Below are 19,546 nucleotides of genomic sequence, written 5' to 3' on the forward strand. Positions count from 1 at the left end.
TGGGCATGAATAACAGTAACAATAAAAGAGGGGCATCGTTTCAGTGGGACATATTATTAAGGGTTATTTTATTGTTGTTGGTAATTACCGCAATGGCATTTCTTTTTGCCTACCACTTCTTTATCTATGCAATATTGTTATTGCCAGTGATCAGTTACCAGGTGTATGATTTTTATCGGTTTCATAAAGTAGCAGAAACCGAAGTACGCGATTTTGTTGAATCGATTCACTATCGCGATTTCTCCCGGAATTTCAACGTAAAAAATGCGCCACATGAATTACAACCTTTGCGTAAAGGGTTCAATGATATTAATTCAACATTTAAACTTATAACCAGAGAAAAAGAAACGCAGTTTCAATACCTGCAAAAAATATTAGAATTGGTTGATACTGGAATTCTATCTTATGAGTTGGAAACCGGAGAAGTAGTCTGGATGAATGAGTCTTTAAAGAAGATGTTGCTTACACCCTACCTTAAAACAATCCATTCATTGGAGAAAAGAGATGCAGTTTTGTATGAACAACTTAAACAGGTAAAACCAGGTAATAGTGTGGTTGTAAATGTGCACCAGGAAAAAAATAATTTACGTGTATTAGTCTCTGCAACTGCTTTTCAAACCGATGATAAGGTTTTCAAATTAATTGCATTCCAAAATGTTAATGAAGCACTCGATGAAACAGAATCTAAAGCATGGCAAAGATTATTGAGTGTTATGACCCATGAAATAATGAATTCAGTCGCGCCTATTTCATCATTGGCAGATACATTACACCACAGACTCGAATCTTCTGCGAAGCAACTTACCAGTGGCAATGGCTTGGTGGAAGACTTAACGATCGGGATTGATACTATTAAGAAAAGAAGTGAAGGACTATTGAAATTTGCAGAAGTTTACCGAAACCTGAATAAAGTTACGCAGCCAAATCTGCAGCAGGTTTTTGTGCGCGATCTGTTCGAGAATATGTATCATTTGATGTCGCCCACCTTAGATCAGAAGAAGATTGAAATGGATATAGTATTGAAGGAAACAGATCTTTCTCTTGAGCTGGATCATAATCTCATTGAGCAGGTGTTGATTAATTTAATCATCAATGCAATGGATGCCGTAAAAGAATCACAGGATCCCCGTATTACTTTATCGGCGACTTCTTTGCCAAATAAAAAAGTAGTGATTAAGGTAGCGGATAATGGAATAGGCATGAGCGAAGAAGTGATGAACAATATTTTCATACCGTTTTTCAGTACCAAAAAAAATGGCAGCGGCATTGGACTTAGCCTCTGCAAGCAAATAATGATGCTGCATAAGGGCAATATAACGGTGCAGTCGGTGGAAGGAACGGGAACTGTTTTTGCTTTGCAGTTTTAAAGTGAATTGTGAATTGTGAATGGTGAGTGGGGGTGAATTGTGAATTGTCAATGGTGAATTGGGGCGTGAATTGTGAATGGTGAATGGGAGGGGGTATTTGCCAGTCAGTATTAAAATTCAAAATTCAAAAATCAAAATTCAAAATTCCAAACTTTCCATTGACAATTCACCATTCACAATTCACGCCTCACTACTTAATTATCACCGTCCCCAATTGATTCGTTATTGACTGTTCGGCTTCTTTGAGGTATTTGTGTACTTCGAGTAGTTGTTTGAAATCGTCGATGGAAGCGTGTTCGATATCGCGTTGGTTTTCTTCAATCATTTTTTTAATCCGGCGGAGCTTGTAATAGTTAACGCTCATCATTACATCCTGTTTGCTGGTATCTCTGTTTACAATGTTCATACCTTCCAGCACTTCATCCCAATTCTGACTTAATTCGAATGGAAATACAGATATGCTGACGATCAGGTTTCTTAACTCATCATCATTATGATACAACATGGATTTGGTAGTGGGTTCAAGTCCCTTGGCATACCATGATTTATACTCTTCAAATAGTTTTTCCAACGCCGGTATTTCAAAGTGAAAATGTTCCAGTTCTTCGAAAATATAATCGGCCATATTGCGGGTCTCATCCCATGGTTTAAGACCATATTCAAGTAATACCCTGAGGATATTTCTTTCATGCGCTTCATCCTGTGCAAATAGGCGACTAGTATCGTCTAATACATCTTCCGGTTGACCACCGTCTTGTAACTGGTTATTTATTTCGTCAAAGGAAGGATTCCTTTTCTCCTCTTTGGCAATTTTATCGCGCTTGTATTTATTGACAAGATTGGTTAAGCCTGCTTCATCAATCCTTAATAAACCTGCGCATTGCCTGATATAATCCTGTTGGCGGGTAAAGTCTTCCGCTTTGTTGATTTTACTGAGGGTTTCAGCTATCTGGTTTACAACGGCACTTTTTCTGCTGACATCATTACCTGCTTCTTTCAGCATCACTTCCAGTTGGAAGAGGATGAAATCTTTTTTTGATTTAGCTACAAACTCATTGAAAGCAGTAACACCAACTTTGTTTACATAGCTGTCGGGGTCTTCGTTATCGGGTATAAGAACAAGCCTAACATTAAGTCCTTCTTCCAGGGCCATATCCAATCCACGCAATGCTGCTTTCACACCTGCACTGTCGCCATCATAAATGATGGTAAGGTTGTTGGTATATTTTTTAATCAGACGAATCTGATCTGTTGTTAAAGAAGTACCCCCACTGGCTACTACATTTTCAATGCCAGCCTGGTGTAAGCTTACTACATCTGTATAACCTTCTACCAGTAAACATTCATCGGCTTTATCGATGGCCATTCTTGCCTGGTAGGAGCCGTATAATATCCTGCTCTTTACATAGATTTCATTCTCCGGAGTATTGATGTATTTGGGGCCGCGATCACTTTTGCCAATAACCCTGGCACCAAATCCGATTATTTTACCTGTATTGCCGTGTATAGGAAAAATGATACGGTTACGGTAATTATCTACCAGTTCATCATTATTACGTAATGCAACCAAACCGGTTTTGGGTAATATTTCACGGTTAAACTGGTTAGCAAGTAAGGCTTTGGTAAGTGTGTCACGTGCTTCCGGGTTATAACCGATCTGAAATTTTTGAATAATTTCTTCCCTGAATCCACGCTCCTTTAAATAGGAGAGGGCAATATTTTTTCCCTCTTCGGTTTCTAATAATTGTTGAGAGAAGAATTTCTGCGCAAAATGATTGATGGCATATAGGCTCTCTGAAGTGAGTTGCTGTTGTTTTTGTTCGGGACTTACTTCTGTTTCTTCAATTTCAATATTATATCGGGCAGCGAGCCAGCGAAGTGCTTCCGGGAAACTGTATTTCTCATGTTCCATCAGGAAAGTGATGGAATTACCGCTTTTGCCACAGCCAAAGCATTTGTAGATTTCTTTGGTAGGCGATACGGTAAAGGAGGGGGTCTTCTCGTTATGGAATGGGCAGTTGCCAATATAATTTGTACCTCTTTTTTTCAGTTTCACGAATTCACCTACAATATCAATGATATCGATACGGTTGAGAATCTGTTGTTTAGTGTTTTCTGAAATCATGGTAGTGAAAGGTCAATGGTGAATTGTCAATGGTAAGATTGGTATTAACCATTCACCATTGATCATTCACGAAACGAATGCCGGAAGGCGAAAATACAATTTTGCCCCTTAGGAAATTGGGCAATTGTATCATTTCCTTATTTTTAACCATGCTAAAGAAAGAACGTCAGGCTTATATTATCCAGCAGATCAATATTCACAATAAGGTTTTGTCTTCAGACCTTAGTGTGCAACTGGATGTTTCGGAAGATACGGTACGTCGTGATCTTCAGGAACTGGCAGAAGAGGGGAAGCTTATTAAAGTGCATGGGGGAGCCCTTTCCAAGTCGTTTCACTTCACCCTTGAAACAAGCAGTATCTATTCTTTAACCGAGAAGAAAAGGATTGCCTATAAAGCGATAGAACTGATAAAGGATGGGATGTTCGTGGTTTTATCGGGTGGTACAACCATTCGTGAACTGGTGAAAGCGCTGCCACCTGATTTAAATGCCACATTTATTACCGTAAGTGTACCTATTGCACTAGAATTATTGGAGCATCCGAATAGTGAAGTGATATTTCTGGGTAATAAACTTTCCAAGACCGCACAGATATCTGTGGGTGCGGAAGTAATCCAGCGTTTATCGGGTATCCGGGCAGATTATTGTTTCCTGGGTACAAACAGTATGGACGTAAATTATGGCATAACGGATCTGGAATGGGAGATTATTGAAGTGAAGCGTGCGATGATGCATTGTGCCCAAAAGACCGTGTCGCTGGCTATTTCTGAGAAATTGAATACTACACAACGTTTACAGGTATGTAAACCAGAGGAAATTGATATCCTTATAACAGAGCTTGAACCTACGGATCCTAAGCTTGCACCCTATATTCAGAAGGGTATTACCGTTCTATAAAATTACGAAGATTTACAGATTTTGAACAAAAACCGACGAAAACCTGCTATTTATGGGTAAAAATGCAGGTTTTTGCGGAAATTCACGTATTACCCGCAAAATGTGTAAAAAATTATCCTCAAATATATTCGTTAATATGCACCGTAAACTTTAACATTGCTTTATTATTCCGCTTTTCGATAAATCGACTTGATTTTTGCAGCTTTTTGCAGCATTAAAAAACCAATTCGGTGCATTGTTTTGCGGGATTTGATTGTCTGTCATGGATTAAGGAAGAACTCCTTACACCTAAAATCGAAAACATACCAAAATGAGAAAATGTCTAACTGTTATGAGAATGGCTTTAATGCTGTTTTTCATCTCCTCGCTGCCAGCCTTTAGTCAGGCCCAGTCTACTGTATCGGGTACGGTACTGGCAGATGAGGATGGAACGCCACTGGTAGGTGTTACTGTAACCAACGCTAACACCAACAAAAGAACGCAGACCAACACAGCCGGTTATTATTCAATTACGGCTGAAAAAGGTCAACGTATCACTTTCGCTTATGTGGGTTATGCCTCCATTACCATGACTGTTGCTGATGAAAAAACCATCAGTGTTAAAATGGTAACCAGCGACAAAGAGCTGGGTAATGTTGTGGTAACCGCTTATGGTCAACAAAGAAACAAAAGGGAACTTGCCTATCAGGCTCCTGTTGTTAAGGGTGATGATGTTGCCCAGACCAGAAGAGAAAACTTCCTCAACTCACTTGCAGGTCGTGTACCTGGTTTAGCGGTAACTTCTACATCAGGTTTGCCTGGTGCGAGTGCACAGGTTGTACTTCGTGGAGGTGCCTCAATTGCAGGTAATAACCAACCATTGTTTGTAGTGGATGGTGTTCCTTTAGATAATAACTCTCTTAACCAGGAAGCTTTACCTGCTGCATCTAACCCAAGTGGTATTGCAATGGGTAACAGAAACAGCGACTATACCAACCGTATCGCTGACTTAAACCCTGAAGATATTGAAAACATCACTATCCTGAAAGGACCAGAAGCAACAGCTCTTTATGGTTCTGATGGTACTTCTGGTGCGATCATCATTACTACACGTAAAGGAACTGCCGGCCGTACAAGGGTAAGCTACGATAACTCTTTCCGTTGGGATAAAGTATATCGCTTCCCTGAAATTCAAACAACCTATAGCCGTGGTGCTGCTGGTTTATATGATCCAAATGCTTACGCTACTTATGGTTTCCGCATGTTTGGACCTAAATACGCCAACGGAACTAAAATTTATGATAACCTCCGTAATTTCTTCAGAACAGCTAAAACACAACAACATAATGTAAGTGTTGAAGCTGGTACCGCTGATGCAACTTACCGTTTCTCTGCTGGTTACCTGAAGCAGGAAGGTATCGTGCCTAATACCAGTTATGAGCGTATGAACTTCCGTCTTACAGGTTCTGCCAAACTGGGTAAAAAAGTAACGATGAGTTCAAGCTGGATGTACACCATTACCAATAATGATAAAGCTCCAAAAGGTCTGAACTCTTATTATCCTAATATCATCAACTGGCCCGTTGAAGACGATATCAGAAATTATATCAATGCAGACGGAACCAGAAAGCCTTTGAGAAATAACCTGAATGGTAATTTGTCTGGCGAAGCGGATAACCCTTTCTGGGATGTTAACAAAAACAAATCGAACGATAAGAACGATCGTATCACCGGTAATATCAACCTTGCGTATAACGCTACCAAATGGTGGAACATGAACTGGATCGTAGGTCTGGATCAATATGCAACGGATGGTATGTTCGTAACACACCCTTATTCAAGATGGGGTTATATTACCAGAGGTTATTTGAGTACTTATCAGCAGAACTTCAGAAATATCAACGGTACTTTCAGAACTACTTTCACCAAAACTATTGCGAAGAAATTCTCTAATAGCTTAACATTCGGTGCATATATTGAAGATGCTAAACGCTCTATCACAGCACAAAGAGGCGAACGCTTCTATGAGCCTGATTTCGTTTCTATCAACAATACCGATCCGCTTTCAAGGGATGCAAGACTTACCCGTGAGCAGGTTCGTAAAGTAAGGTTCTTCAGCAACTATACATTTGGATTTAAAAACATTTTCTTCGTTACTGCATCTGCAACAAGAGAAGGTGTTTCTACCCTGACTTCTAAATTCAATGATAAGCAGCCATTCTTTAGCTATGGTTCACTCTCTTCAAGCTTTATCTTTTCTGATCTTCCAGTGTTCAAAAAAATGGAATGGTTAGACTACGGTAAGTTGAGAGCTTCCTATGCAACGAGTGGTAAAGCACCTTATGTACCTTATGTAATTGACTATAGCTTCGGTAGCCAGATAACTACCGGTGGTGGTTATGCACTGGGTGTATTTGGTAACAACTTCGATCTGCAGCCTGAGCTGTCTAAAAACTTTGAAGTAGGTGCTGAATTAAATTTCCTTAATAAGAGAATCACTGTCGACGTTGCTTATTTCAATAATAAAGTAACCAAACAAATCGTATCAAACCGTTTGAGTTATGGTACCGGATTCGTACTTAAATATATCAATGGTGGTGAATTGTCTGCTAAAGGCTGGGAAGTTCAGTTGAAAGCAACACCAGTTCGTACCAACAAATTGACCTGGGATGTAACAGTGAACTTTGATAAGAGCAGGGTTATTGTTGAAAAAATGCCTGCTGACTTACCAGCGTACTATGATTCTGATACATGGTTATATGGTAACGCACGTTCTCAGGTATCTGTAGGAACATCACTCGCAAATATTTCTGGTAGTACTTACCGTAAAAATAGCAGAGGTGATATCCTGATCTCTCCAACTACTGGTTTGCCTTTGATCCAGGCTAACTTTGATCCGATTGGTGACAGAAACCCAGATTTCAAAATTGGTTTGATTAACCAGTTATCATTTGGTGAATCATGGCAGTTAAGCTTCAACCTCGATATCCGTAAGGGAGGTGATGTATTCAATGCCAATGAAATGATGATGCGTACACAGGGTACAAGTGTAAATACACTTGATCGTGAAACGCCAAGAGTTATCAGAGGTGTGCTGGCTGATGGATTAGAAAATACGGCTAACCCAACTTATAACACCATTGCTGTAACGCCATTCCTGAGAAACGATTTCTATTCTTCTTCTGCATCTGTATCTACATTGCCTGAAGCAGAATTCATAGAGAATGTTAACTGGATCAGGATGAGAGACCTTACATTGGCTTACAGATTACCAGCTTCTATACTGAAGCGTCAGAAAGTATTCAAACAAGCTTCAGTGTTTATTACTGGTACAGACCTGTTCATGATTACCAACTATTCAGGTGTTGACCCGAATGTAAATGGTATCAATGCAGGTAATGCACGTGGTTTCGGTGGACAAGGTATTGATTTCGGTTCTGTTGCTACTCCACGTGGTATTAACGTTGGTTTAAAAGTTCAATTCTAAACCTGATAAATAATTAATTATGAAACAAAGAATATATATCGCTGGTTTCTTATTAACCGTGCTGATTGCATCATCAGGTTGTAAGAAATACCTGAACATAAATTCCGATCCTGATACAACTCAGGCTCCTTCAGTAGCATCTGTTTTTCCAGCTATGCTGGCTGCGGTACCCCGTGGTATACAATACGATGCACGCTATGTAGGAAAGTACATCCAAAACTGGCTTACCCTTAACAATAATAACAACGACGTATGGGACACCCATAGCTATGTTGCCAACAGCGATGCTTCCGGTGATATCTGGCGTCAGACTTATTATGGACTGGGTAAAAACCTGGACTATATTATTACCTCTGCAGACAGGGACAAAAAATACGATTATGTAGGTGCTGCTATGGCGCTGAAAGCGTATATGTTCCAGACTGCTACTGATTATCATGGCGAGATCATCTTCAGAGAAGCATTTAAAGAGAATACTTACTATTTCAAGTACGACACTCAGGATATCGTTTACAAAGGTGTTGATTCATTATGCCGTGTTGCCATCAAGTACCTTGAAATGGCAGAAGCAGTTAAATCAACCAATACACTTAGCCTGAGTGATTATTCTTACGGTGGAGATGTTACCAAATGGAAAAGATTTGTTTACGGTATCCTTGCCCGTAACTACAATCACTTGTCTAATAAGGCAAGCTATAATGCTGATTCTGTAATTAAATTCTGCAATAACGCATTAACTTCTATCAACGACGATTTTGTTATTCCTTTCGATGCAAGTAAAAACGATGATGCCAATTTCTTTGGTCCTTATCGTGATAACCTTTCTTCATTCAGACAAAGTAACTTTATCGTTCGTTTACTTGATGGAACAGCACTGGCCGGAAATACCTGGGCTGAAAACAGGGATCCTCGTATGCCTCATATGATTTCTGCTTCTGCGGATACATCAGGTACAAACAATGGCGGTTACCGCGGTGTAAACCCAGGTACTGGTGATCCTTTGAGTGCATCTACTTCTGGTGCAAACTTTAGAAAAAGAGTACCAGTATTATGGGCCGATAGTACCATTGGTAACCCTTCAGCAGCTACATTCCTGGATAATGGTAAATACCTGTTCAAGAATAAAGCTGTAATGCCTATAATGACATTCGCTGAAATTAACTTCATCAAAGCTGAAGCTGAATTCAGGAAAAATAACCTGGCTGGAGCACATGCGGCTTACCTGGCTGGTATTAATGCACACTTTGATTTCATCAACAGAAACTACAGCAGTTTCAGAGGTGCTGCCAATATCTTTAATGGCAATCAGATTTCAGCAACACAACGTAATAATTACCTGGCTTCACGTAATGTTAAGCAAACTTCAGGTTTACTTACTATGACAGACATCATGTTGCAGAAATATATTGCTGGTTGGTGCTGGAACTGGGTTGAAACATGGGTTGATCTGAGAAGGTTCCATTATACTGACCTCGATCCTGCAACCAATGATCAGGTTTTCAAAACATTTCAAATGCCTACTTACGCTGCAGTGAATCTGGGTAACCCTGTTCAGCGCGTAAGACCAAGATATAACTCTGAATATGTTTGGAACCTGGATGAACTGCGCAAATTCGGCGGTGATAAAACAGATTACCATACTTATGAAATGTGGTTTAGTAAACCTTAACGACAATCTATAAATTGTTAATAATGAAATGAGCCATAATAAGTATTGATCGTATCAGTAAAATTTATCGGCGAATTCCATGTGACCCAAATCAATAAAAGATACACACATGAAAAAGATTATCATACCAATCATAGCGATTATCACAGCCGTAGGGTTGATGTCCTGTGAGAAAAATATCCAACGGGAATTGGAAACTGTATCCATTGATGGAAAAGCATTTGTAAAAATCAACTATGCAATGGCTTTTACCGTTAACTCAAATGCGCAGTTAAAAATCAATGGTACCAGGGTTAGTACCACACTTACTTTCCCTTATCCATTTCCAGGTGGTGGATTAAACACCGGTGGATCAAGCAATCCTGATTACCTGGCATTGGATCCTAAACAAATTGATCTGGTAGTTTCCAGACCAAAAGCTGGTAGTTCAGAAGATTCAGTTGTATTGTTCTCCAAAAGTTTTGCAAGCAATGCAATATTTTTCGGTAGCAATTATACTATCCACTTAACCGATACAGGTGCAAATGCAACTGGTGTTGTGGTAACAGACAATATCACTTTGCCTGATTCAGGTTATTCAAGGTTTAAATTCGTAAACCTGCTACCTAATCAAACTGCACTTGATCTGTATAACGGAACTGTGAAAGTAGCTTCTAACATTGCGTACAAAGGAACCAGTCCGGAGTTTACCATTCAGGTTACTGGTACTTCGGCAGCATGGGCCATTAGACCTGCAGGTGCGGCATCAACAACTACTGCATTGGCTACCTATTCTATGACTGTACCCAACCAAAGATCTATGACCGTATTTGCGTCTGGATATAGCGGAGCGGCAAGTCCTAGAAATGCAAGAGTTTCACTTCTTTATAACAGATAAATTTTGTATATTTACAGAAGAAAGCCCCGCTAAATTTTTTGCGGGGCTTTTTTTTCACCTACTGAACTAAACATGAAAAACCTGGTATCCCTGTTCTTCTTCCTGGCCTTTATGTGTGGCCTGCAGGCTCAAACGGCAAGTAACTTAACCAAACTTAGTCCCGATTCTGGCTTGCAAAAATTCCGGGCAAATTACCCGCAGGAAAAGGTATTTGTACAAACAGATAAAGACAGTTACCTCTCGGGAGAAACCATTTGGATGAAAGCCTGGTGTACACTGGATGCTGTTCCCAGCTTTCTCAGTAATATCCTCTATATCGATCTCGTGAATGAACAGGGGAAAGTGGTAGTAAAAAAAATGTACAAACTGGATTCACTTAGTAGTACACCTGCAGATTTTGAACTGGATGCTAACCTGCTTTCCGGCAACTATACCATCAATGCATATACATTATGGATGCTTAATTTCCCGGATTTTATTTTCCAGAAGCAAGTTTATGTGTATGGCGCTGATTACCTGACGAAAAAAAGAGAAACATCGCGACCCTCATTAATCTGTCAGTTTTTTCCCGAAGGAGGAAACCTGATTGAAGGGATTAATAACCGCATTGCATTCCTTGTTACAGACCAGCAGGGAAATCCACAGCAGGTAACCGGTAAACTGATTGATCAGGATGGCAAAGAAGTTTCAGTAGTGAAAACAGTACACGCCGGAATGGGATCGTTTGAACTGGAAGTAAAACCTGATGCAAAGTATAAATTGAATATTCCTTTTTCTAATGGTTCTAGCATGGATTTTCAATTACCACTTGCATCTCAGGAAGGTATCGCTATCCGGATTGAAAATGGTAACGCCAACCGATTAACCGCACTAATTTTCAGGGGTGAAAAAAACAAAGAAGCCTTCAATAAAATAAAATTAGTTGCCCAAATGAATGGGCAAATGATTGCCATGGCCGACCTGAATTTTGAAGAAGGATTAACGGCCTTGCCAATCGCTAAAAAGAACCTTCCAGCAGGGATTATTCAACTGACCGCATTTGGTGAAAATGGACTACCACTGGCCGAAAGAATTGCTTTTATCGCCAACCATTCTATTATTCAACCCACTGTAAAGGCAATTACTGGTTCTGCAAAACCCAGGAGTAAAAATGAATACCTGATAGACCTGAAAAACGTTAACATACCTAATGTTGCCATTGCAGTGACCGATGTAACCGCAGATACAAGCCTCAGAACACCAGATAATATTGTTTCATCCTCCTTATTAAGTACGGATATCAAAGGGTATATACATGAGCCGGCTTATTATTTTAAAGATAAATCAAAGGAAAGACTTGAACACCTTGATCTGCTGATGATGACACAGGGCTGGAGAAGATTTGAATGGAAACAATTAGTAGAGGATCAACCCATGGCTCTTAAATATCCGGTTGAATCATCTTTAACAATCGGAGGAGTAGTTAAAAAATCTGACCGGAATACGGTTGTTACAGAAGGACATGTTTCCTTTATCATCAAAACAGACGACTCCACCACCATCATGGCTTCAGCAATGTTGACGGATAAAGGGGAGTTTTTGCTTGATGGACTTTCCTTCCAGAAGAAAGCCACTTTTTACTACCAGGGTACCAATAAGAAAAAAGAAACTTTTATTGTTGATGTGGCCTTGAATCCTTCCTATATCGATTCCTTGAAACAGTCTGGCTACAAGCCATCCATGAATCTTGATACGATTGCCCTTAATGCAAATGCCAGTGGGTTGGCCGCATTTCTTTATGGGAAACTTAAGGGTATTGATACTACGGCAGGTGTCTACCTTGGCAACGTGACAGTTAAAGGAGTAAGAAGAAAAATTTCAAAAACCGATTCGCTTAACCTTGAATATGCTTCTGATATTTTTAAACTGGGAAGATCTATTGACCCGGGGGAAACATCCTTTGCAACTTCTATCTGGCAGATCATTCAACGCTCTGTACCCGGCATCAGTGTTACAGGAGATATGATAAATCCTGTCGTTCGCTTTAATCGCTTTCAGGGGCTGGACGCATTAAGTGAAAATAATAATACATCCTACCTCAATGCAACAGGTAGTGGAGAAGACGATTTCGGCACCATGATGATTGAAAGAAATGGCGTGACTTATTTCCTCAATGAAATGAATGTATCAATGGATGTGATATCAACCATCAATGTAAATGATGTTGCACTCATCAAAGTATATGCAGCGGAAGGAACTGCACTTGGAGCTTCTGGTCCGGCTATTGCTATTTACACAAAGAAGGGAGCGGTAAACGCAAAAAATATTTACGATAAAAGTTTTTCTTCTGTTCAAAGAACCGGCTATTCATTGGTAAGGTCCTTTTATTCACCCTTGTACACAAGAGAAAAACAGCCAGAAGATGCATTAGACTCGCGAGAGACTCTCTATTGGAACGGGTTTGTGAAGCCGGGCAAAGATGGACAGTATCGTCTTCAGTTCTATAACAACGATTTCGGGAAAAACAAAAAAGTAACCATTCAAGGAATTGGAGCAAAAGGTGAGTTGATTTTTACAGAAATTATTTTATAAGGAAGGCCCCTTGATATATAACAAAGCGCAAAATATTACAGCGATAAGCAGTGCCAGCCATATTTTGTAGCGATGCCAGTAATAATTTCGTAAATAATTTTTTCGGCCCGAAGCAATACTATCTATTATAGTTTGGGTAAGTCCTTTTATGCTACTTAGTCTTGCTACAAAAAGTAAATAATCCTCTTTTTCCAGATGAATAAAGCATTCAAGAAGTTTTGCTGTTATTAATGTATTGTATTGTTCATTCTGAAATCTTTCAAGAAGCTGAATATGGTACACGGATAAGATTGCATCAATATCGGCCGCAAGTTTATCACGATTTATTCTGTCAGGATTCAACGCCTGTAGTCTTGTACCAAGCGTTTGAATCATGCTATAAATATCTTCAGGTGTTTTAGCTATAGGAGTATGCTGATTCGTCGGTATATTTCTTGAGCGGTCGTATTTTTTTCTTGAAGCAGGATTTCCCAATATTTCATACGCTTCTATAATGTCTATAAAAGCCTCTGACGCCCCCGGCGATGAATTTTTATCCGGGTGCAACAAAAGAGCAAGATGCCGATATGCCTTTCTGATTTCATCCGCCGAAGCAGAGGAAGGAATTTTAAGGATATGGTAGTAGTCTTTGGAAAACACAAGTAAGAGATTTATGGATGTCAGATGGCAGATGTCAGATATAAAATATCAAATCAGACATAACCCATTTATATCTGCCATCTGACATCTGATATCTGACATCTGATATCTGACATTCTATTATTGATTAACATCACTAAACTCCATCTCATCTCCATCCAATAGTTCTCTTTCAATTTCTTCCATCTGCACTATATCCCAGGCTTCACTTTCGGTGGGGGTGAAGTTTAGGAAATCGAGTAGTTCTTCTTTTTCAAAAACGGCTTCAAGGGGTTCTTTGAGGTTGCAGATGACAAAAGATGCGTTTTGTTCATAAAAACGCTGCTGTAATGCTGCAATGCTATTGGCGGCTTCCGGATCTATCTCCGTTACCGGCTCGAGGTTGAGGATGATGTTTTTTACCGGCTGATCGAGATAGCTTGTACAGGTTTCGGCCAAATTTGCTGCTATATTGGCAGAAATATGGGGTACAACTGGTGTTACAACGGTGAATTTCTCTTTGGTATCAATTTTGACTTCCATTTCCGTGAGGTTAGGTTAACAACTGTGCATAACTGATGCACAACTTCGCTCAAAAATATTCGTTATAATTGTATAAATCCAATTTAGGTTATGGATAATAATTTTTCAGCACAGGTTAAAGAGATCATCTCTTTCAGCAGGGAAGAGGCTTTGCGGCTCGGAAACGACTTCATAGGCACAGAACACCTGTTATTGGGTTTGATCAGGGATGGCGAGAATACCGCTATCAAAGTGTTAAAACAGCTTAATGTAGACCTTTACGAATTACGGAAAGAGGTAGAACTTGCAGTAAAAGACAAGACGGGGAAAAATATTGCCAATATCAATAGCTTACCCCTTACCAAACAGGCCGAAAAAGTAATAAGGGTTACCGTATTGGAAGCAAAGGCTCTGAAAAGCCCATTGGTAGAAACAGAGCACCTGATGCTCAGCATACTTAAGAACAAAGAGAATATTGCCACACAGATATTGAACCAGTTCGATATTGATTACGACATGTTCCGCAATGAATTAGGTATGGTAGAATCAACCAATCCGAGTCCAAAAGCAGAGTTCGATGAAGGTGATGATGAGTATGATGAAGAAAAAAGATCTTCTGGTTATCAGCAACCAAAAGCCGGGGGTAAAGCTGGTGCAAATGCAAAAAGCAAAACACCTGTCCTCGACAATTTTGGCAGAGATATTACCAAATTGGCAGAATCTGGTTCACTTGACCCAATTGTTGGTCGTGAAGAAGAAATTGAAAGAGTAAGTCAGATTTTAAGTCGCCGTAAAAAGAACAACCCGATTTTAATTGGAGAACCTGGTGTTGGTAAAACGGCCATCGTTGAAGGTTTGGCCCTTCGCATTGTTCAACGCAAAGTGAGCAGGGTATTGTTTGATAAAAGAGTTATCTCACTCGATCTCGCCGCATTGGTTGCCGGTACAAAATACCGCGGTCAGTTTGAAGAAAGAATGAAAGCCATTATGAATGAACTGGAGAAAAACAGAGATGTTATCCTGTTCATTGATGAGATACATACTATTGTGGGAGCAGGTGGAGCCAGTGGCTCTTTAGATGCTTCCAATATATTTAAACCTGCTTTGGCCAGGGGAGAATTGCAATGTATCGGAGCTTCAACGCTTGATGAATACCGCATGTACATTGAGAAAGATGGCGCACTCGACAGACGTTTCCAGAAAGTAATTGTTGAGCCACCAAGTGTGGAAGATACCATTACCATCCTTAATAATATCAAATCGAAATACGAAGACTTCCATAACGTAAGTTATGGTGATGATGCAATTGATGCATGCGTAAAACTGAGTGATCGTTATATGACCGATCGTCTTTTACCTGATAAAGCTATTGATGTATTGGATGAAGTAGGTGCAAGGGTACACTTGAAAAACATCAATGTGCCAGAAGAAATCGTTGAGCTTGAGAAAAAAATAGAGGATATTAAAAACGAAAAGAATAAAGTAGTTAAGAGCCAGCGTTTCGAAGAAGCAGCAGCATTGCGCGATACAGAAAAGAGATTAGGAGAAGAGCTGGAAAAAGCTAAAAACCAATGGGAAGAAGAAAGCAAACACAAGCGTTACCCAATTACTGAAGAACATATAGCTGAAGTTGTGAGTATGATGACAGGTATTCCTGTTAAGCGTATGGTACAAGCTGAAACCGAAAAACTTCGCAGGATGAGCGAAGACATGAAAGGCATGGTGATCGGACAAGACGAAGCTATTCAGAAAGTGGTGAAAGCTATTCAGCGTAACCGCGTAGGGTTGAAAGATCCTAAAAAACCAATCGGTACATTCATTTTCCTTGGTCCAACAGGCGTTGGTAAAACAGAACTTGCGCGCTCACTCGCCCGTTATATGTTCGATTCAGAAGATTCACTTATTCGTATTGACATGAGTGAATACATGGAGAAATTTACGGTAAGCCGTTTAATTGGTGCACCTCCGGGCTATGTTGGTTATGAAGAAGGTGGTCAGCTTACAGAAAAAGTAAGACGTAAGCCTTATTGCGTGATCCTGCTGGATGAAATTGAAAAAGCACACCCGGATATTTATAATATTTTATTGCAGGTATTAGATGATGGTCAGTTAACAGATGGACTTGGTAGAAAAGTGGATTTTAAAAATACCATGATCATTATGACCTCAAATATTGGCGTGCGTCAGTTGAAAGAATTCGGTGATGGTGTTGGCTTTGCTACCGCAACACGTATTCAGAATGCAGAAGAGAATAATAAGGCAGTAATTGAAAAAGCACTGAAGCGTACTTTCTCACCTGAATTCCTGAACCGTATTGATGATGTAGTAGTGTTTAATTCATTGAACCAGGAAAATATCTTCAATATCATTGATATCCTGATGAAAGGTGTATCAAAACGCCTTCAGAACCTTGGTTTCTCGCTCGAATTAACGGCCGCTGCCAAAGAATTCATTTCTGAAAAAGGATATGATTCTCAATTCGGTGCAAGACCATTGCACAGGGCCATTCAGAAATACCTGGAAGATCCTTTGGCTGAAGAAATCCTGAATATGAATATCAAACAAGGAGATGTATTAATTGCCGATCTGGATAAAGAATCCGGCAAGCTGAAATTCGATTTTCAGAAAAGGGTAGAAGAAGGCGAAAACGCCAATGTATAAAGAAGGGTAAGTACTCAATTATAGAGGCTCTGCTGGAAGGCAGGGCCTTTTTTTGGATGGTTGATGGCTGATGTCGGATTTCAGATTTCAGATGTCAGATGTCAGATGTTGGATGGCTGATGTCTGATGTCTGATGTCAGATGTTGGATGGCTGATGTCTAATGTCTGATTTTTTGGGGAAGTGCACAATATGGGAAACTGCAAAGTTGTTACTCACTGCTCACTGCTCACTGCTCACTATTCCCCCATCTGTAAGAATGTTGCTCGAGGCCTGCGATATCTAGTATTCTGTCGACTACCGTGGCGGCTGCTTCTTCGATGGTTTGGGGGCGACTGTAGAAGGAGGGTGTGGCGGGGCAAATAATACCGCCTGCCAGTGTTACGGTTTCCATATTCTTAATATGGATAAGGTTATAAGGTGTTTCGCGCACCATTAGAATCAGCTTTCTTCTTTCTTTCAGTATTACGTCTGCGGCACGGGTAACAAGATCGTCACTAACACCGGCAGCTATGCGGCCCAATGTGCCCATACTGCAGGGGGCTACAATCATCGTATTGTACTTGGCCGAACCTGAGGCAAAAGGTGCATTAAAATCGTATTTCTCGAAATATCGGAAAGGATAGTTGCTGTAATCTTCATTACCCAATTCTGTTCTCCATACCTCTTTGGCATTTTTACTCATTACAATGCCTACTTCCTCATACTGATCGCGGAGAGAAACAAGTTTATCGAGCAATAATTTTGCATATACAGAACCACTGGCTCCTGTAATGGCTACGGCTATTTTGTTACGCATGGTAACTTTTGGTTGAATAGCAAAGGTAAATCAAAATTCAAAAGTCAAAATTCAAAAGTCAAAAGCGGAATTACACACTTTTGACTTTTGAATTTTGACTTTTGACTTTTCAATCATTTATACATGATCTCATAATATTCATGCGCCATCCGGTTACTGTCGAACTGGAAGCGAACATCACGCATACCATTCTTGGTAATTTGTCTCCAGGTGTCAAAGTTGTCGTAGTACATCGGGATGATCTGCTGTTCTAAAATTTCATAGGCTTTATTCAGATCATATTCATCCTGGTCGTGAACAGTCATGTTAGCGTAATCTGCTTTAGGTACAACAAAGCCATTATTGCCATGGTTAATGAATTCAGGGATCCATCCATCATCGGTAGAGAAGTTAACAGCTCCGTTCATGGCGGCTGTCATACCACTGGTTCCAGATGCTTCGCGTGGAACACGTGGATTATTCAACCAAACATCTGCAGCTTGTTTAAGTCGCTTGCTGAGTCCTAATTCGTAACCAATCAATACCGCTACATTTTTATAGTTCTTGCTCAGGTGCACAAGATTGTTAAACTGAGAAATAGCCGGGTAGTCTACCGGATATGGTTTCCCTGCCCAAATAATCTGAACCGGACGTTTGGTGTCATTCAGCATTTTTTCGAAGCGCTCCATATCATAGGTAAGCATATCTGCTCTTTTATAGCCAGCAAACCTTCTTGCCCAAACAATGGTTAGTACATTCGGATCGAATACTTTACCTGTTTGATCGGCTACTATTTCAAAAGCTCTTTTCTTAAGGTATTTCTTGCGGTCATCGAAACTGTAATCGTTGCCTTCTTCCATTGCACGATACATTTGTTTATCGGCCCAATAACGCCAGTTCTGTGCGTTGGTGATGGAAGTGATGGGACAAATACCTTCCTGGTTCTTCCACATTTCGCGGCTTACATGGCCATGTAATGCAGAAACCCCGTTGGCTTTTCTGGCAAAACGTAATGCAGCCAGTGAATGGTTAAATTGATCGTCTTTGATACCTGTTATCTTACGCACTTCATCAATGGAAAGTCCGCAGAAATAGCTCATTTTATGACAGAGGTAAATATCGTGTTTTTCATTACCCGCTTCTTCTGGTGTGTGGGTAGTAAATACAAGGTGTTCTTTTACTTTTTCGACACTCTTGAATTTGTTCAGGAGATAGAATGCAGAGGAAATACCGTGTGCTTCATTCAAATGGTACACATCAGGATTAAAACCTAATTCATCAATCAGCTTAGCACCGCCAACACCGAGTAAGATGAACTGTGCAACCTTTGTGGCTACATTGGCATCGTATAAACGATGTGTGATGGTTTGTGATACATAATCGTTCTCAGGTAAATCAGTGCTCAAGAGAAATAAGGGAGCACTGTTGAAAGTTTCAGGGTTAAGGTAAAATGCTTTTACCCATACCGGATGATCATGTATCAATATCTGAAACTTAATACCGGTATCTTCCAGGAAGCTGTAAATCTTTTCCATAAAAGTTACCTGTAAGGTTTGGTCCTGGTTTCTCGCCTGGTCGTAATAACCATGCTTCCACAGGATACCAATACCGATCATATTCTGACGAAGTTCATAAGCACTGCGTAAGTGTGAACCAGCCAGAAATCCTAAGCCACCACTGTATATTTTTAAAGGTTGATGAATTGCAAATTCCATGGAAAAATAAGCCGCTTTCTTACTGTACTGCTCATTAATCTGATAGGGGACATGATAGTTTCTAAAATTCATAAATGCTCGTTTGGTGATCAAATAGCGCTTGCAATATAGGGGTATTTCAATAAAATGTATTTCTTACACATTGTTATGTGGGTAATCAGTTAGAAATTCCCCGCAACCGATTTAAATACGTTGCAAAGAAATCTTTTTTCAACAAACAATCGTTAGGATTCAATGCAGGAAAGCGTTTGCAAACGTTTTCGGAAAGCATTTTTTCTGTATG

12 protein-coding genes are annotated in these 19,546 nt (G+C 40.0%); 7 read left to right on the forward strand and 5 right to left on the reverse strand.

Annotation, left to right across the window (positions count from 1 at the left end; translation table 11 throughout):
- Positions 1-5 precede the first annotated feature (5 nt).
- Positions 6-1,367 (forward strand): sensor histidine kinase, encoded by a 1,362-nt coding sequence (locus ACH30E_RS06105; protein WP_490824046.1) that lies wholly within the window; start codon positions 6-8, stop codon positions 1,365-1,367.
- Between the two features lie 190 nt (positions 1,368-1,557).
- Here the strand turns inward: ACH30E_RS06105 and dnaG are convergent, their stop codons facing one another.
- Positions 1,558-3,492, reverse strand: a complete 1,935-nt coding sequence (dnaG, locus tag ACH30E_RS06110; protein ID WP_490824047.1) for a DNA primase — start codon at positions 3,490-3,492, stop codon at positions 1,558-1,560.
- Positions 3,493-3,641: 149 nt separating this feature from the next.
- Here dnaG and ACH30E_RS06115 point away from each other — a divergent pair, with 149 nt between their 5' ends.
- The 5 genes from ACH30E_RS06115 to ACH30E_RS06135 all read left to right on the forward strand — a co-directional run bounded on the left by ACH30E_RS06115 (position 3,642) and on the right by ACH30E_RS06135 (position 12,971).
- The gene (locus ACH30E_RS06115; protein ID WP_294996743.1) at positions 3,642-4,388 is read left to right on the forward strand and encodes a DeoR/GlpR family DNA-binding transcription regulator; all 747 of its coding nucleotides are present in this window, start codon (positions 3,642-3,644) and stop codon (positions 4,386-4,388) included.
- Between the two features lie 310 nt (positions 4,389-4,698).
- On the forward strand, positions 4,699-7,854 hold the full coding sequence (locus ACH30E_RS06120; RefSeq protein ID WP_490824048.1) for a SusC/RagA family TonB-linked outer membrane protein: 3,156 nt from the start codon (positions 4,699-4,701) through the stop codon (positions 7,852-7,854).
- A gap of 19 nt (positions 7,855-7,873) precedes the next feature.
- The gene (locus ACH30E_RS06125) at positions 7,874-9,523 is read left to right on the forward strand and encodes a SusD/RagB family nutrient-binding outer membrane lipoprotein (RefSeq protein ID WP_294996747.1); all 1,650 of its coding nucleotides are present in this window, start codon (positions 7,874-7,876) and stop codon (positions 9,521-9,523) included.
- Between the two features lie 109 nt (positions 9,524-9,632).
- Positions 9,633-10,400, forward strand: coding sequence for a hypothetical protein (locus tag ACH30E_RS06130; protein ID WP_490824049.1), 768 nt, complete (start codon positions 9,633-9,635; stop codon positions 10,398-10,400).
- A gap of 72 nt (positions 10,401-10,472) precedes the next feature.
- A complete protein-coding gene (locus ACH30E_RS06135) occupies positions 10,473-12,971 on the forward strand; it encodes a hypothetical protein (RefSeq protein ID WP_490824050.1) in 2,499 nt (832 codons plus the stop codon).
- On the opposite strand, the gene ACH30E_RS06140 is transcribed toward ACH30E_RS06135, so the two are convergent.
- Both ACH30E_RS06140 and ACH30E_RS06145 read right to left on the reverse strand, forming a co-directional pair.
- Complete coding sequence (locus tag ACH30E_RS06140; protein WP_490824051.1) at positions 12,966-13,610, reverse strand: J domain-containing protein; 645 nt, start codon at positions 13,608-13,610, stop codon at positions 12,966-12,968. The genes ACH30E_RS06135 and ACH30E_RS06140 overlap by 6 nt on opposite strands.
- 120 nt (positions 13,611-13,730) lie before the next feature.
- Positions 13,731-14,132: an STAS domain-containing protein gene (locus ACH30E_RS06145; RefSeq protein ID WP_490824052.1), complete on the reverse strand. Its 402-nt coding sequence runs from the start codon at positions 14,130-14,132 to the stop codon at positions 13,731-13,733.
- A gap of 90 nt (positions 14,133-14,222) precedes the next feature.
- Here ACH30E_RS06145 and ACH30E_RS06150 point away from each other — a divergent pair, with 90 nt between their 5' ends.
- A complete protein-coding gene (locus ACH30E_RS06150; RefSeq protein WP_294996757.1) occupies positions 14,223-16,772 on the forward strand; it encodes an ATP-dependent Clp protease ATP-binding subunit in 2,550 nt (849 codons plus the stop codon).
- 227 nt (positions 16,773-16,999) lie between these two features.
- Here the strand turns inward: ACH30E_RS06150 and ACH30E_RS06155 are convergent, their stop codons facing one another.
- A complete protein-coding gene (locus tag ACH30E_RS06155) occupies positions 17,000-17,569 on the reverse strand; it encodes a UbiX family flavin prenyltransferase (protein ID WP_490824053.1) in 570 nt (189 codons plus the stop codon).
- Positions 17,570-17,682: 113 nt separating this feature from the next.
- Positions 17,683-19,335 (reverse strand): alpha-glucan family phosphorylase, encoded by a 1,653-nt coding sequence (gene glgP / locus ACH30E_RS06160; protein ID WP_490824054.1) that lies wholly within the window; start codon positions 19,333-19,335, stop codon positions 17,683-17,685.
- Positions 19,336-19,546: the final 211 nt, after the last annotated feature.

The organism is Sediminibacterium sp. FW305-C-61, assembly GCF_058231065.1.

Coding starts and splice junctions, on each gene's coding strand:
- ACH30E_RS06105 (WP_490824046.1), top strand. CDS start 6: ATGAATAACAGTAACAATAAAAGAGGGGCATCGTTTCAGTGGGACATA.
- dnaG (WP_490824047.1), bottom strand. CDS start 3,492: ATGATTTCAGAAAACACTAAACAACAGATTCTCAACCGTATCGATATC.
- ACH30E_RS06115 (WP_294996743.1), top strand. CDS start 3,642: ATGCTAAAGAAAGAACGTCAGGCTTATATTATCCAGCAGATCAATATT.
- ACH30E_RS06120 (WP_490824048.1), top strand. CDS start 4,699: ATGAGAAAATGTCTAACTGTTATGAGAATGGCTTTAATGCTGTTTTTC.
- ACH30E_RS06125 (WP_294996747.1), top strand. CDS start 7,874: ATGAAACAAAGAATATATATCGCTGGTTTCTTATTAACCGTGCTGATT.
- ACH30E_RS06130 (WP_490824049.1), top strand. CDS start 9,633: ATGAAAAAGATTATCATACCAATCATAGCGATTATCACAGCCGTAGGG.
- ACH30E_RS06135 (WP_490824050.1), top strand. CDS start 10,473: ATGAAAAACCTGGTATCCCTGTTCTTCTTCCTGGCCTTTATGTGTGGC.
- ACH30E_RS06145 (WP_490824052.1), bottom strand. CDS start 14,132: ATGGAAGTCAAAATTGATACCAAAGAGAAATTCACCGTTGTAACACCA.
- ACH30E_RS06150 (WP_294996757.1), top strand. CDS start 14,223: ATGGATAATAATTTTTCAGCACAGGTTAAAGAGATCATCTCTTTCAGC.
- ACH30E_RS06155 (WP_490824053.1), bottom strand. CDS start 17,569: ATGCGTAACAAAATAGCCGTAGCCATTACAGGAGCCAGTGGTTCTGTA.
- glgP (WP_490824054.1), bottom strand. CDS start 19,335: ATGAATTTTAGAAACTATCATGTCCCCTATCAGATTAATGAGCAGTAC.